Annotated in this window: 13 protein-coding genes; 3 read left to right on the plus strand and 10 right to left on the minus strand. The window is 70.4% G+C overall.

The features are described from left to right. Positions 1-26: 26 nt before the first annotated feature. Both VPH61_RS12845 and VPH61_RS12850 read right to left on the minus strand, forming a co-directional pair. Complete coding sequence (locus tag VPH61_RS12845) at positions 27-1,895, minus strand: alkyl/aryl-sulfatase (protein ID WP_332063897.1); 1,869 nt, start codon at positions 1,893-1,895, stop codon at positions 27-29. Positions 1,896-2,051: 156 nt separating this feature from the next. Then, positions 2,052-2,273, minus strand: coding sequence for a hypothetical protein (locus VPH61_RS12850; RefSeq protein ID WP_332063898.1), 222 nt, complete (start codon positions 2,271-2,273; stop codon positions 2,052-2,054). 132 nt (positions 2,274-2,405) lie between these two features. Here VPH61_RS12850 and VPH61_RS12855 point away from each other — a divergent pair, with 132 nt between their 5' ends. Further along, complete coding sequence (locus tag VPH61_RS12855) at positions 2,406-3,050, plus strand: GNAT family N-acetyltransferase (protein WP_332063899.1); 645 nt, start codon at positions 2,406-2,408, stop codon at positions 3,048-3,050. Here the strand turns inward: VPH61_RS12855 and VPH61_RS12860 are convergent. The 6 genes from VPH61_RS12860 to VPH61_RS12885 all read right to left on the minus strand — a co-directional run bounded on the left by VPH61_RS12860 (position 3,047) and on the right by VPH61_RS12885 (position 9,710). Beyond that, on the minus strand, positions 3,047-3,787 hold the full coding sequence (locus tag VPH61_RS12860) for a sulfite exporter TauE/SafE family protein (protein ID WP_332063900.1): 741 nt from the start codon (positions 3,785-3,787) through the stop codon (positions 3,047-3,049). The two genes, VPH61_RS12855 and VPH61_RS12860, sit on opposite strands and share 4 nt — an antisense overlap. A gap of 84 nt (positions 3,788-3,871) precedes the next feature. Further along, positions 3,872-5,815, minus strand: a complete 1,944-nt coding sequence (locus VPH61_RS12865) for a carboxypeptidase regulatory-like domain-containing protein (protein WP_332063901.1) — start codon at positions 5,813-5,815, stop codon at positions 3,872-3,874. 62 nt (positions 5,816-5,877) lie between these two features. Then, entirely contained in the window at positions 5,878-7,350 is a 1,473-nt protein-coding gene (locus VPH61_RS12870; protein WP_332063902.1) for a sodium/solute symporter, read from the minus strand. Continuing rightward, on the minus strand, positions 7,347-7,754 hold the full coding sequence (locus VPH61_RS12875; protein WP_332063903.1) for a hypothetical protein: 408 nt from the start codon (positions 7,752-7,754) through the stop codon (positions 7,347-7,349). The genes VPH61_RS12870 and VPH61_RS12875 overlap by 4 nt, the downstream gene beginning before the upstream one ends. A gap of 1 nt (position 7,755) precedes the next feature. Continuing rightward, entirely contained in the window at positions 7,756-8,502 is a 747-nt protein-coding gene (locus VPH61_RS12880) for a LytR/AlgR family response regulator transcription factor (protein ID WP_332063904.1), read from the minus strand. Beyond that, positions 8,499-9,710: a sensor histidine kinase gene (locus VPH61_RS12885; RefSeq protein WP_332063905.1), complete on the minus strand. Its 1,212-nt coding sequence runs from the start codon at positions 9,708-9,710 to the stop codon at positions 8,499-8,501. The genes VPH61_RS12880 and VPH61_RS12885 overlap by 4 nt, the downstream gene beginning before the upstream one ends. Positions 9,711-9,914: 204 nt before the next feature. On the opposite strand from VPH61_RS12885, the gene VPH61_RS12890 reads away from it, so the two are divergent. Both VPH61_RS12890 and VPH61_RS12895 read left to right on the plus strand, forming a co-directional pair. After that, the gene (locus VPH61_RS12890) at positions 9,915-10,289 is read left to right on the plus strand and encodes a DUF485 domain-containing protein (RefSeq protein WP_332063906.1); all 375 of its coding nucleotides are present in this window, start codon (positions 9,915-9,917) and stop codon (positions 10,287-10,289) included. Then, a complete protein-coding gene (locus tag VPH61_RS12895; RefSeq protein ID WP_332063907.1) occupies positions 10,286-11,902 on the plus strand; it encodes a solute symporter family protein in 1,617 nt (538 codons plus the stop codon). Before VPH61_RS12890 ends, VPH61_RS12895 begins: the two co-directional genes overlap by 4 nt. 211 nt (positions 11,903-12,113) lie before the next feature. Here VPH61_RS12895 and VPH61_RS12900 read toward each other — a convergent pair whose 3' ends face one another. Together VPH61_RS12900 and VPH61_RS12905 are read right to left on the minus strand one after the other, a co-directional pair. Beyond that, complete coding sequence (locus tag VPH61_RS12900) at positions 12,114-13,112, minus strand: TIGR00341 family protein (RefSeq protein WP_332063908.1); 999 nt, start codon at positions 13,110-13,112, stop codon at positions 12,114-12,116. A gap of 86 nt (positions 13,113-13,198) precedes the next feature. Then, positions 13,199-13,717: a hypothetical protein gene (locus tag VPH61_RS12905; RefSeq protein WP_332063909.1), complete on the minus strand. Its 519-nt coding sequence runs from the start codon at positions 13,715-13,717 to the stop codon at positions 13,199-13,201. Positions 13,718-13,759 lie beyond the last annotated feature (42 nt).

Here is a 13,759-nt window from a genome sequence, read left to right on the forward strand (position 1 = left end):
GCCGGGCGTTCCTTCGTTCGCTGCCGCTACGGCGTGACGATGTCGAACGCCTCGTCGCCCGGGTCGATGACGCCGAGCAGGCGTTCGAGCACCGAGGCGTCGCCGTCGATCGAGACGCCCGGCGACGTCGAGTCGCCGCCGAGCAGCGCCAGGAGCCGCAGCTTCGCGAGGCTCAGGGTCATCTCGACCCCACCCGCGCCGTCTTCGAGGTAGATCAGCACGCCGTTGCGCACCGTCACCCGGAACCGACGGTCGAGATCGGTCAGCACGATCGCGAACGACAGGTCGAGGTCCCATGCCTTCGGGCCGTCGATCTTGATGGCGATGGCGTCGAGCATCTGCTCGGGCGTCAGCTGGGCCAGCATCGACGGGGCCGCGGTCTTCGTCGGCGTGCCGAAGTTGCCGACGCGCAGCTCGGTCGCCCCCGAGAGGAAGAAGTTGCGCCACGTGCCGTTCTCGGAGCCGTACGCCAGCTGTTCGAGCGTGTCGGCGTAGAGGCTCCGTGCCCCATCGTGGTGCTCATCGACGAACACGGCGTGGTCGAGCAGGGTCGCGGCCCACCGGAAGTCGCCGCCGTCGTAGGCGGCCTGCGCGAGCTCGACCACTCGGTCGATGCCGCCGAGCGCCTCGACGTACCGTGCGGCGAGGGCGGCCGGCGGGTGCGGCCACAGCCGCGCCGGATTGCCGTCGAACCAGCCGAGGTAGCGCTGCACGATCGCCTTGACGTTGTGGCTCACCGAACCGTAGTAGCCGCGCGTGCTCCACGCCCGATCGAGCGCCGGCGGCATCTCGAACACCTCGGCGGCCTCGGCGGCGGTGTACCCGCGGTTGACGAGACGCAGGGTCTGGTCGTGCAGGTAGGCGTAGAGGTCGCGTTGCACCGAGAGGAACTCGACGAGGTTCTCGCGCCCCCACGTCGGCCAGTGGTGCGAGGCGAAGACGGCGTCGGTGCGGTCGGCGTACCGCGTGATCGCCTCGGTGAGGTATTGCGACCAGACGTGCGGGTCGCGCACGACGGCGCCGCGGAGCGTCAGCAGGTTGTGCAGGTTGTGCGTGGCGTTCTCGGCCATGCAGAGTGCCCGGTACCGGGGGAAGTAGAAGTGCATCTCCGACGGCGCTTCGGTGCCGGGTGCCATCTGGAACTCGATCTCGATGCCGTCGATCGTGTGCGTCTCGCCCGTCGTCGTGATCTCGAGCGTCGGCACGATCATGCCGACCTCGCCGGTCGACGTGGTCTGGCCGAGTCCGGCGCCGACGGCGCCCTGCGGGCCCCGCTCGAGTGCGGCGCCGTACATGTAGCCGGCCCGCCGCGCCATCGCCGTGCCGGCGTAGACGTTCTCTGCCACGGCGTGCTCGACGAAGCCCTCGGGGGCGATGATCTGCACGGTGCCCGCGTCGACCTCGGCCTGCGAGGTCACGCCGAAGACGCCGCCGAAGTGGTCGACGTGCGAGTGCGTGTGGATGACGGCGACGACCTTTCGGTCGCCGCGGTTCGCCCGGTACAGCCCGAGTGCGGCCGCCGCCGTCTCGGTCGAGATGAGCGGGTCGATGACGATGATGCCTGTGTCGCCCTCGACGATCGTCATGTTCGAGAGGTCGATGCCGCGAAGCTGGTAGATGCCCTCGACGACCTCGTAGAGGCCTTGGCGCGCGACGAGCTGCGATTGCCGCCAGAGGCTCGGATGCACCGTGGCGGGCGCCTCGCGGTCGAGGAACGCGTAGCTGTCGTTGTCCCAGACGACCGCACCGGCGCCATCGCGCACGACACCGGGCTCGAGCGCCGCGATGAAGCCGCGGTCGGCGTCGTCGAAGTCGCGCGTGTCGTCGAACGGCAGCTGCGCGAGCGCCGCGGCCTGTTGTGCCCGGATGGTGTCCGAAGCCGGCTTGTGATCCATGGAATGTACTTCCCCCTTCGAGGGCGATCGCCCTCTGCCATCGTGGCAATCGCGCCCACTCACCACAAGGGAACGCGCCATGACCGCCGGCTCACGGCTCCCGAGACGACGAAGGGGGCGGATGTCCGTGACATCCGCCCCCTTCGTGTGGTGAAGCTACTTCTCGGTGCCGATGGCCCCGTCGATGTTCTCGCGAACGCCGTCGACCTTGTCGTGGTGCTCTTCGGGCAGCACCTTCTTGGCGGCCTCGGTGACGCCGTCGAGCAGCTTGTCGCTGATGTCTTCGGCCTGCTCGCTGTCGAGCGCGTCGGCGATCTTGTCCTTGTTCTCCTCGATGAAGTCTTGCGCCTTCTTCGTGATGTCGTCCAGAGAACCCATGGCCCCCACCTTCCGTTCGTCGTGGTCGTGCTCTCAAATCGTAGGGGCGGCCGACGGTCGAAGGGAAGGGCTGCGACGATCCCGTCGCCCACGGGTCACCTGAGGGTCACCGGCGAGTGGCAGACTTTCACGGTGACCGCGAAGCGCCCTGCCGCCGACGAACTCGTCGGCCGATTCATCCGCCTCAGCCCGTTCGACGTCGCTGACATCCCTGAGCTGTACGAGGCGATCGGCGTGCCCGAGGTGTTCGCCGGCGGGTACGGCGGCGGACCCGCGGGCCTGCCGGCCGACGCCGAGGCGTACGACGCGTTCGCGCGCTCCTATTACTCGGCCGGCGAGACCGCGATGCCATGGACGGTGCGCCTGCACGGCGGCCCCGACGACGGCCGGGTGGTCGGCGCGACCAAGCTCGGCGACCTCGACCTGCCGAACGAGTCGACCCACATCGGGTGGACCGCCTACGACCCCGGCGTCTGGGGCACGGCCGTCAACCCCGAGACCAAGCTGCTGCTGCTCGACCTGGCGTTCGGCAACGGGTTCGGTCGGGTGAAGATCCAGGCCGATGCGAACAATGCGCGATCGCGCGCCGCGATCGAGAAGCTCGGCGCCCGCCTCGAGGGGGTCATGCGCCGCCACAAGCGCCGGGCCGACGGTACCTGGCGCGACAGCGCGGTGTACTCGATCATCGTCGACGAGTGGCCCGAGGTGCGAGCCGGGCTCGAGGCGCGACTCGCTGCGTACGGCGATCGGCCGGTCGGAGTGCGAGCGGGCGTCTAGCCCCAGAGTTCCAGCGCGCCGTCGACCATCGCGGCGGCGCCGCCGGCGTAGGCGATCACGATCACGGCGATGCGCGCCGCGTGGTGGGGGATGCGCCGGTGCAGCAGTTCGCCGAGGCCGAGGCCGACGAGCAGCGCACCGATGACGAGCGGCCAGGCGCCCGGCTCGAGCTCGGGCAGCACCCATCCGGTGGCGCCGAGCTTGCCCACGAGCGAGGCCATTCCGATCACGACGAAGTACGGCTGGGCCGTGGCGGCGAAGCCCGACTGCGGCCATCGCGTCGCCACCGCGTAGACGCTGAGCGCGGGCCCGCCGACGCCGGCCGACGCATTCATGAATCCGGATGCCGCGCCGGCGACGATCGCCGGAGTGCGCCCCGTCGCGACGTGGTCGGTGCGGGTGACGAGGAGCGACACCGTGAGCGCCACGACGACGAGCACGCCGACGCCGAGCTGGAGCACCGGCCCCGGCAGTCGCGCCGCGACGAGCGCGCCGACGGCGGTGCCGACGAGCGCCGGCACCACGAGCCATCCGAATCTCTTCCAGTCGACCAGCTTCCACACCCTGGGCAGGATGAGGAGCGAGGAGAGCACGGCGCAGAGGTTCACGAGCACGACGCCGTCGAACGGGCCGAGCAGGATCACGAGGGCGGGCGCGGCGATGAGCGCGAAGCCCATGCCCGTGATGCGCTGGGCCAGCGCGCCGATGAGCACGGAGACGGCGACGGGCAGGAGCACCGGGCGAGTCTACCGAGGCACAGGCGATGACCGGGGGTCGGCCGGCGAGGCGACGGTCACCACCCGGCGGTCAGCGCCACGCGGTCAGCCCGTGATGCGGCGGCGACGCACGGCAGCAGCGATCAGCGCCGTTCCACCGAGGACGGCGAGGAGGCTCGCGATCGCGATCGTGCCGGTGGCATGGTCGACGCCGGTCGCCGGCAGGGCTCCTGCAGGTGCCGTGCCGCCGCCACCGGGCGTCGGGGTCGGCGTCGGCGCGGGGGTGTCGGCCAGCAGCACGAAGTCCTGGTCGACGATCGCCTCGCCGGCGGCGGTGATCGTCACCGTGCGCGTTACGGGACCGACGGCGGTGTACCCGGCCGGCACTGTGAGGGTCATCGTGTAGTCGCCCGGAGGCAGCGTGCCGAGGGCGTAGTCGCCGGCCGCCTCGGTCGTGAGCACGACGGCACCGCCGGGGCCGTCGAACGTCACGGTGGCACCGGGGAACGGGGTGCCGTCGTCGAGGAACACCGTGCCCTCGACGCTGCCGAACCGGGCGAGCTCGAAGTCGACGTTGCCGACGTCGCCGTCGGTGACGGCCTCGGAGCGCGCTGCCGGCCCGACGACGAGCGTGCCCTCGGGCGCCGTGACCGTGACGGTGTAGTCGCCCGGCGGCAGGAGCGGGAAGCTGTAGGTGCCGTCCGCCCCGGTGACGGTCGTGAGCGTTGCGCCCGGCCCTTCGGCCGTGACGGTGACGCCCGGAACACCGGCGCCTGCTGCCGTGACGGTGCCCGAGAGGGTCGGGTTCGCCGCGACGATGAAGTCCACGCCGGTGATCGGCGTCTCGACTCCCGGAGGCACGGCGAACGGGTCGGGGGTTGATGTGATCGTGTAGCCGTCGGGCGTCGTGATCGTCGCCGTGTACTCGCCCACTGGAACGGTGTCGAAGAGGTAATCGCCGTTCGAGTCGGTCGTCGTCGTGAGACCGCCGATCGTCACCTCGACCCCGGGCATCGGGTTGCCGTCGGCGTCTGAGACATTGCCCGAGACCGCGACGGGCACGATGTCGCGGATCGAGAAGTCGACGACATCGTCGGCATCGGTGAGGTCGGCGGGTTTGCGATTCGCGTCGACCGCGATCTTGCCCTCCGGCAGCACGGCTTCGACGGTGTACCCGTCGGTCGCGAAGTAGCCCGGGAACGCGTAGAGGCCGTCGCCGGTCGTCGTGGTGGTGCCGACGATGTCGCCGTTCGCGTCGATGAGGTTGAGCGCGACGCCGTCGACCCCGGCCCCGGCATCGGTCACGGCGCCGGTGATGTCACGGGCGAGCGAGGCGAACCAGGTCTGGTAGACGGGGAAGCCTGCGCGGCGGGTGAAGACGAACGTCAGCGACGAGATGGGCGTCTGCGGCTCGAACCAGGCCGCCGCGCCGCTCGTGTCTTCGGCTGCGTCGTTTCCGGTGAGGGTGAGCGTCGACGGGTCCCAGTCAGGCACGTCGAGGGCGTCGCCATCGCACGAGGGCCTGCCGACGACGTCGTCGGCGCAGTAGTTGAACCCCTCCTGGAACCCGAGCTCGGCTGCGGTGAGCGGAACGCCGTCGGCCCCGATCGCCTGGATGCGCACCTGGTCGGCGTCGATGTCGCCCAGTACGAAGGTCCAGCCCGAAGCAGGTGTCGGCGCCGCGAACGAGTAGGTCGTCGTCGACGGCGCCGTGGCGGTGTCGGCCTTCGGGCGGAGGTTCAGGTAGGGCCGGTCACGGCTCGAGCCGTACTTCTCACCGACCGGTGTGCCCTCGGAGAGCCAGACGGATGCCCCGGAGACGACCGCAGCTGCGCTGCGCGAGTCGCTCGACATCTGGGCCGTCAGGGCCGGTTGTCCGGCGAGCGTCACCGACGACGCATAGGCGCCGCCGCCGCCCGTGAGCGGACCCCACGCCGCCCAGCTGGCGGTCGTCGCGGCCGAAGCCGGTGTCACGGCGATCGTCGCGGTCAGCGCGGCGGCGAAGAGGCCGGTGAGCGCGGCGAACAGTGTGCGATTCCCCCGAAGCATTTGCTCATGGTAACGGCCGGATCCGTTCTGCGCACCCATCCGATGCATCCGTCGGCAGGGCTTCAGTGCACCTGTCGCTCGGGAACGTGCAGACGAGTGAGGAACGCATCGGTGCCGCGCGGGATGCCGCGCTGGTCGCCCTTGGCGACGAGCACGGTGACGATCACGGCGAGCGGTACCGTCCACGCCGCGGGCTGCTCGAGGAACGGGCCGAGCGCGGGCGCGGCCGCTGAGAGCAGCGGCCCGCCGAGGATCGCGCCGCCCGAGAGCAGCGCGCCGGTGAGCATCCCGGCGATCGCCCCGCGCGCGGTGAGCCCGCGCCACCAGATGCCGAGGATCAGCATGGGGCAGAGGGTCGATGCCGTGAAGGCGAAGACGAGGCCGACGCTGCCGGCGAGGCCGGTCGACTCCGTCGAGAGCGCGACGACGAGGGGAACGAGGGACGAGACCACGGCCGCGATGCGGAATCCCCGCACGCTGCCGCCGAGCAGGTCTTGGCTGATCACGCCGGCGAGCGAGACGACGAGCCCCGAGGAGGTCGAGAGGAAGGCGCCGAACGCACCCGCGATGACGAGGGCGGTGAGCAGCTCTCCCCAGATGCCCGGAACCAGCCGCCCGGGCAGCAGCAGGATCAGCGCATCAGCTTCGCCCGCGGTCGCGAGGTCGGGGGCGAATGCCCGGCCGAGCAGGCCGAACACCGTCGGGAAGAGGTAGAACACCGAGAGCAGCGCGAGCACGATGACGGTCGTGCGCCGGGCGGCGACCCCGTCGGGGTTCGTGTAGAAGCGCACGAGCACGTGCGGCAGTCCGAGCGTGCCGAGGAGTAGCGCCACCATGAGCGAGACGGTGCGGTAGACGTCGAGGTCGCCGGGCCCGGCAGCCGGCGGGAATGCCTCGGCGGGTGCGAGCTGCGCCGGCGGCTCGCCGCCGCCGAGGATGAGCAGCAGCGCCACGACCGGCACGGCGAGCGCGGTGAGCTTCAGCCAGAACTGGAAGGCCTGCACGAACGTGATCGAGCGCATGCCGCCCGCCGCGACGATGACCGCGACGAGCACGGCGACCGCGACCGACCCGACCCACGACGGCAGTCCCGTCGTGATGCGCACGGTGAGCGCCGCGCCCTGCAGCTGCGGCACGATGTAGAACCAGCCGATGACGATCACGAGCGTCGAGGTCACGCGCCTCGCCCACGTCGACTCGAGTCGCGCCTCGGTGAAGTCGGGGATCGTGTACGCGCCCGAACGCCGCAAGGGAGCCGCGACGAAGAGCAGGAGCATGAGGTATCCGGCCGTGTAGCCGATCGGGAACCACAGCCCGCCCGCGCCCTGCAGCAGGATGAGTCCGGCGATGCCGAGAAACGACGCGGCCGAGAGGTACTCGCCGCCGATCGCCGAGGCGTTCCACCACGGCCGCACGGTGCGCGACGCCACGTAGAAGTCGCTCGTCGTGCGCGAGACGCGCAGCCCGTAGAAGCCGATGAGCGCCGAGGCGAGGGCGACGGCCGCGATCGCCGTGTAGCCGATGACGGGGTTCACTCGGCCTCCGTCAGCGAGCGGTAGCGCGCCTCGTTGCGTGCGGCGGCTCGTACGTAGAGCCCGGCGACCGTGAGCGCGAGCGGGTAGACCCCGGCGCCGAGCAGGAGCCACGAGACGGGCACTCCGAACACGAAGCTCGAGTCGAGGGAGGGCACGAGGGCGATCGCGAGCACGAAGAGCGTCGTGGCCGCTGCGAAGCCGGCGGCGAAGACGATCGCGAGCCGCAGCTGCGACCGGATGAGCGAACGCACGTAGACGCCCGCGATGTCGCTCGTCGGTGCGCCCCGCGCGTTCGGCGGCAACGGGCGAGCGGATGCCCCTGCCCCGCCCGGTCGCGGAGCGGTGACGCGTACTCGTGGCGGCGGCCCCGCGGCATCCGCTCGCTCGCTGGGCGACTCGGTCACGCTATTGCCTCGGGCGGATGATCGTCTGGTCGAGCCGCTCGCGAAGGGCCGGCAGGAGGCGCCGGCTCACGGGCAGCTCGGCCTGGCCGACCGTCACGCTCGGGTGGTCGGAGCCGAGTCGGATGCGACTGAGGTGGGCGAGCGACACGAGGTACGAACGGTGCACGCGCACGAAGCCGGCTTCGGCCCACTGGCGCTCGAGGTCGCTCATCGGCACGCGCACGAGGTAGCTCGCCTCTTCGGTGTGCAGTCGCGCGTAGTCGCCCTGCGCCTGCACGTAGCGCACGTCGTCGCGCCGGATCATGCGGGTCGTGCCGCCGAGCGTGACGGCGACCATCTCGGGCTCGGTCGGCGCACCGGTCGTCGTCTGGCTCGCCGTGCCCGCCTTCAGCGCGTCGACGATGCGGCCGACCGATCGGTGCAGCCGCTCGGTGCGCACGGGCTTCAGCAGGTAGTCGACCGCCGCGAGGTCGAAGGCCTCGAGCGCCCCCTCCTCGTCGGCGGTGACGAAGACGAGCACGGGCCGATGCTCGAAGCGTGCGAGCGCGCGTGCGAGGTCGAAGCCCGTGAGCCCGGGCATGTGGATGTCGAGGAACGCGGCGTCGACCGGCTCGCGAGTGAGCAGGCGGATCGCTTCGGCCCCGGAGGACGCCTGATGGATCACGCCGATGCGGGGGTCCTGCCCGAGCAGGAACGCCAGCTCGTCGATCGCGGGCTGCTCGTCGTCGGCGATGAGCACGGAGATCATGGCTCAAGTCTCCCATCGGGGGTCGATGCGACCGAGGGGCGCCTCGGTCCCGACTTCGGCACCCGCATGCGCACGAGCGTGCCGGCGCCGACGTTGGTCTCGACGACGAGGCCGAGTTCGTCGCCGTAGACCTGGCGAAGGCGGGCGTCGACGTTGCGGAGCCCCACGTGCTCGCCGCCCGCGGTGCCGCCCGCGAGCACCCCGGTGAGCATCTCGGGGTCGATGCCGACGCCGTCGTCCTCGACGCTGATCTCGGCGAACGCGCCCGCGTCGGCGGCCGTGATGGTGATGCGCCCGCCGCCCTCCTTCGATTCGAGGCCGTGCCGCACGGCGTTCTCGACGAGCGGCTGGATGGAGAGGAACGGCACGACGGTCGAGAGCACCTCGGGCGCGATCTGCAGGGTGACCTTCAGGCGCTCGCCGAAGCGGGCCCGCTCGAGACGCAGGTAGCTGTCGATCGAGCGCAGTTCCTCGGCGACGGTCGTGAAGTCGCCGTGCCGGCGGAACGAGTACCGGGTGAAGTCGGCGAACTCGAGCACGAGCTCCCTCGCCTGCGCCGGGTCGGTGTTGATGAACGACGCGATCGCGTTCAGCGAGTTGTAGATGAAGTGCGGGCTGATCTGGGCCCGGAGCGCCCGCACCTCGGCCTCGGCCAGCGCCGCGCGCGACGCGTCGAGCTCGCCGAGCTCGACCTGCGCCGCGACCCAGTCGGCCACCTCGCCCGTGGCCCGCACCAGGCCTGCTCGCACGGGGGAGGCGAAGGCGACGATCGCGCCGAGCGGCCCGGTGCTGCCGACGATGGGGGCCACGACCGCATCCGTCTCCCACGCACCGATCGGAATCCGGCGCTGCACCTGCTGCCGGCCGCCGGCGATCGCCGCCGCGGCGAGCCGCTCGGCCACCGGGCGCACGGCCTCGTCGCCGTCGATCGCGATGGTGCCCGTGCGGTCGACGATCGCGAGGCTGTCGCAGCCGAGCAGCGCCCGCAGGTGCTTGCCGGCGCGCGCCGCGCCCGGTTCGTCGATGCCGCCGCGCAGGTGCTTCGCTGCCCGCGATGCGAGGTGCAGGGTCTGGTACGTGGCCTGTTCGGCGTCGGTGCCGAGCTCCTTCGAGCTCAGCACGATGCGCCGCAGGAACATCACGAGCCCGACCGCGAGCGCCCCGCCGATCACGCCGAGGGCGGCGGCGAGCAGCATCGACTCGGGCATGCACGACAGCGTAACCGCTCTCATCGACCGCGTGCCGTGCCGATCGCTCGTCGCCCCGTGCCCCGCCGCTCGTCGCACGATGGGCGCCGTTCAGCGACGACGAACGGTACCCGCCCCACGCCGAAGCGCGGGCGCGCCAGAGTGGCCCCACTGCGATTGCAGCGGCCGGCCCCCCGCCCGCCACGACCCCGAAGGAGACTCGCCATGGGCAACGAAGCCCTGAGCGCGGAGACCGAGACGGCCCCACCCGTCGACTACCCCGCGGTGCAACAATCCGAAGAGTTCCAGCGACTGCGTTCGAAGCACCGGAGGTTCGTCTTCCCCGTGCTGGCCGCGTGCCTCGTCTGGTACCTCGCATACGTGCTGCTCGCCGGCTACGCGCACGACTTCATGTCGACACCCGTGTTCGGCAGCATCAACGTCGCCATCCTGCTCGGTCTCGCGCAGGTCGTGACGACCTTCGCCGTGACGACGTGGTACGTCAGCTACGCCAATCGCGAGCTCGACCCCATCGCCGAGCAGATCCGCGATGAGATCGAGACCGGCGCGACCTTCACGGCAGAGGAGGTGACCCGATGATGCTGCACTTCGAAGCCGCGAGCGCCTCGCCCGGCGAGCCCTGGCTGAACATCGCCATCTTCGGCGCCTTCGTCGCGATCACGATGATCATCGTGTTCCGCGCGAGCCGCAACAACAAGACCGCCGCCGACTACTACGCCGCCGGCCGCTCGTTCACCGGCGGCCAGAACGGCTCGGCCATCGCGGGCGACTATCTCTCGGCGGCATCCTTCCTCGGCATCGTCGGCGCGATCGCGATCACGGGCTACGACGGGTTCCTCTACTCCATCGGCTTCCTCGTCGCGTGGCTCGTCGCGCTGCTGCTCGTGGCCGAACTGCTCCGCAACACGGGCAAGTTCACGATGGCCGACGTGCTCTCGTTCCGGCTGAAGCAGAAGCCCGTGCGCATCGCGGCGGCGACCACGACGCTCGTCGTCTGCTTCTTCTACCTGCTCGCGCAGATGGCCGGTGCCGGCGGACTCGTCTCGCTGCTTCTCGGCGTCGGCGACCAGCTCGGTCAGGCGCTCGTCATCACCGTCGTGGGTGCGCTCATGATCCTCTACGTGCTCATCGGCGGCATGAAGGGCACCACCTGGGTGCAGATCATCAAGGCGATCCTGCTCATCGCGGGCGCCGGCGTGATGACGGTCTGGGTGCTCGCCATCAACGGGTTCAACTTCTCGACCCTGCTCGACAACGCGGTCGCCGCGGCGGGCAACCCCGAGATCCTGAACCCGGGCCTCAAGTACGGCGTCTCCGAGATCGCGAAGGTCGACTTCCTCTCGCTCGGCCTCGCGCTCGTGCTCGGCACCGCGGCCCTGCCGCACGTGCTCATGCGCTTCTACACGGTGCCCACCGCGAAGGAGGCCCGCAAGTCCGTCGTCTGGGCGATCTGGCTGATCGGCATCTTCTACGTGTTCACCCTCGTGCTCGGCTACGGCGCGGCGGCCCTCGTCGGTGCCGACGTCATCGCAGCTGCCCCCGGCGGCCCCAACTCGGCGGCCCCGCTGCTCGCGTTCGAGCTCGGCGGGCCGCTCCTCCTCGGCCTCATCTCGGCGATCGCGTTCGCGACGATCCTCGCGGTCGTCGCCGGCCTCACGATCACGGCGGCAGCCTCCTTCGCCCACGACATCTACGCGAGCGTCGTGAAGAAGGGCAAGCCGGCACCGGGCGCCGAGGTCAAGGTCGCCCGCCGCACCGTCGTCATCATCGGTGTCGTCGCGATCATCGGCGGCATCGGCGCCAACGGCCAGAACGTCGCATTCCTCGTGGCGCTCGCGTTCGCGGTCGCGGCGTCGGCGAACCTGCCGACGATCGTGTACTCGCTCTTCTGGAAGCGCTTCACCACTCAGGGCGCCCTCTGGAGCATGTACGGCGGTCTCGCCTCGGCGATCATCCTCATCATCTTCTCGCCGGTCGTCTCGGGTTCCGAGACATCGATGCTGAAGACCGAGGCGATCGACTTCGCGATCTTCCCGCTGTCGAACCCCGGCATCGTCTCGATCCCGCTCGCCTTCTTCTTGGGCTGGCTCGGCACGGTGCTCGACAAGAAGAAGGAGGACCCCGCGAAGCAGTCCGAGATGGAGGTGCGCTCGCTCACCGGCGTCGGGGCCGAGAAGGCGACGCAGCACTGAGAAGCCCCGGTGGCGGGTGGGGGCCCGTCTCCGGCACGACCTCCCGGCGGCGAGAAGTCCCACTCGTCGCCGGGAACCCACTTCGACGCGGCGGGAATGCCTGCCCGTGCCGCGTCGTCGAATGAAGAAGCGGATGCCGCAGCAGCACGCTGCGGCATCCGCTCTGTCGTTCTGCGGGTTGAACGAGGCGCGCCAGCGCCGTCTCGAAATCTCAGCGCACCTCGATGCGGCTGCCCGCTTTCACGTCGAGGTGCACCGAGACGAACGACGGCAGCGATCCGGCGAGGTCCTCGCGATATGCCTCGAGCGGCGGCACCTCGCCGTCGGGGCTCTCGACGTCGACGGTCGCCTGCAGGCCGCTCCACGTGACGCCGGTGACCGAGGCGCCGGCCGTGCCCTCGAGCCAGTCGTCGGTGGCGGAGCGCAATGACACGGTCCACGAGGCGACGAACGCGATGATGAGCGAGTTGACGACGAGCGGGATCGCGACCACCGCGGTCAGCACGCCGACGATCGTGTACGCGCGCCGGCGGTTCGCGTCGGCGATGGCCTCGGGGTCGCGCGGGTAGCCCGCGAGGGTGAAGACGAGCGACCCGGCGATGATGAGCGCCACGACGTTCGAGAGGAAGAGCATCGAGGAGCCGAAGGCCGCGTCGAACTGACCCTGGCCGAGGCTGACGCCGACGACGCCGAGCGGCGGAACGAGCGAGATCGAGATCGCGACACCCGGCAGGATGTTGCTGAGGTCGCGCCGGCACATGGCGAACGCCCCGGCGAGGCCCGTCGCGAAGGCAGCGAGCAGATCCATGAGGGTCGGTGCGGTGCGGCTCGTGACCTGCGGGTTCGTCGTGAGGCTGGCTGGGTCGGGAACCGTATACGAGAGCAGCATGCCGAGCACTACCACGGCGGCCATGCCGCCGAGGAGCCAGAGCACCGAGCGGCCGACGAGCGAAGCTCTGCCGGTCACGATGCCGGCGGCGATGCCGAGGATCGGCGTCGAGAGCGGGGCGATGATCATGGCCCCGATGACGGTGGCCGTGGAGTCGCCGATGATGCCCGCGATCGCGATGACCCCCGAGAGCAGGAGCATGATCGCGAATCCCGTGCGCTTGGCGCGCACGTCGCCGTGATCGAGGTCGAGCTGGTCGAGCAGCTCGACGGCCGGGTTCCGCCGGTTCGCCGGGATGAGGAGGCCCGCCACAGATGACATGGCTGATGATCCCAGTCGAACCGGGCGGATGCCACGGCGCAACGCCGGAGCGCGTCCCGAATCGGCCGCCGAGACCGCCGAGACCTTCAGTCGTCGGAGGCGACGACGAGGTGCACGATCCGGCTGCGGCGATCGATCGCGACGAACTCGTGGAATCCCATCTCACCAGTCGTCCGCCCGTAGTCATGGATATCGTCGTCGCCGGGGTTCATGAGGGTGTAGATACTCCCCGACCGAAGCGTGTCGTAGACAGGCAGGAGGCGGCGGTGGACGTCTGGCGGCTGCCGATAGGTGGGGTCGACCCAGTCCTGATCGTCGATCCAAGATCTGATCCGCGACTCGGCGACCTCGGCGGTGGTGGGTCGGAACCTGGCGGTATCGATTGCGCTGAGCCACCAGCGTCCATGGACCGGAGGACTGGCTGGTTGCTGCTCCACGTCGAACGGGGACGCGTAGTCGAACGCATATCCGGGGCTCGCGATCATGGAGGCGATGGCGGAGCGATCATCCTCGGGCGCGCCCCCGAATCGAGTGAGCTGGACCCACATGAAGGTGTGCCTGTCGAGGTGCACGGTATCCGCACCGACGACAGGCAGCCCGTTCATTTCGTTACCGTACCGCTCCGTCACTCGGGTTCGCGTCGCGGA

The organism is Agromyces sp. CCNWLW203 (assembly GCF_036576125.1).
In the GTDB taxonomy this organism is placed as follows: Bacteria; Actinomycetota; Actinomycetes; order Actinomycetales; family Microbacteriaceae; genus Agromyces.

Bases quoted from the DNA above. Each gene is read 5' to 3' on its own strand.
- VPH61_RS12880 (WP_332063904.1), bottom strand. From the start codon at position 8,502: ATGATCTCCGTGCTCATCGCCGACGACGAGCAGCCCGCGATCGACGAG.
- VPH61_RS12885 (WP_332063905.1), bottom strand. From the start codon at position 9,710: ATGCCCGAGTCGATGCTGCTCGCCGCCGCCCTCGGCGTGATCGGCGGG.
- VPH61_RS12895 (WP_332063907.1), top strand. From the start codon at position 10,286: ATGATGCTGCACTTCGAAGCCGCGAGCGCCTCGCCCGGCGAGCCCTGG.
- VPH61_RS12900 (WP_332063908.1), bottom strand. From the start codon at position 13,112: ATGTCATCTGTGGCGGGCCTCCTCATCCCGGCGAACCGGCGGAACCCG.
- VPH61_RS12845 (WP_332063897.1), bottom strand. From the start codon at position 1,895: ATGGATCACAAGCCGGCTTCGGACACCATCCGGGCACAACAGGCCGCG.
- VPH61_RS12890 (WP_332063906.1), top strand. From the start codon at position 9,915: ATGGGCAACGAAGCCCTGAGCGCGGAGACCGAGACGGCCCCACCCGTC.
- VPH61_RS12865 (WP_332063901.1), bottom strand. From the start codon at position 5,815: ATGCTTCGGGGGAATCGCACACTGTTCGCCGCGCTCACCGGCCTCTTC.
- VPH61_RS12850 (WP_332063898.1), bottom strand. From the start codon at position 2,273: ATGGGTTCTCTGGACGACATCACGAAGAAGGCGCAAGACTTCATCGAG.
- VPH61_RS12905 (WP_332063909.1), bottom strand. From the start codon at position 13,717: ATGAACGGGCTGCCTGTCGTCGGTGCGGATACCGTGCACCTCGACAGG.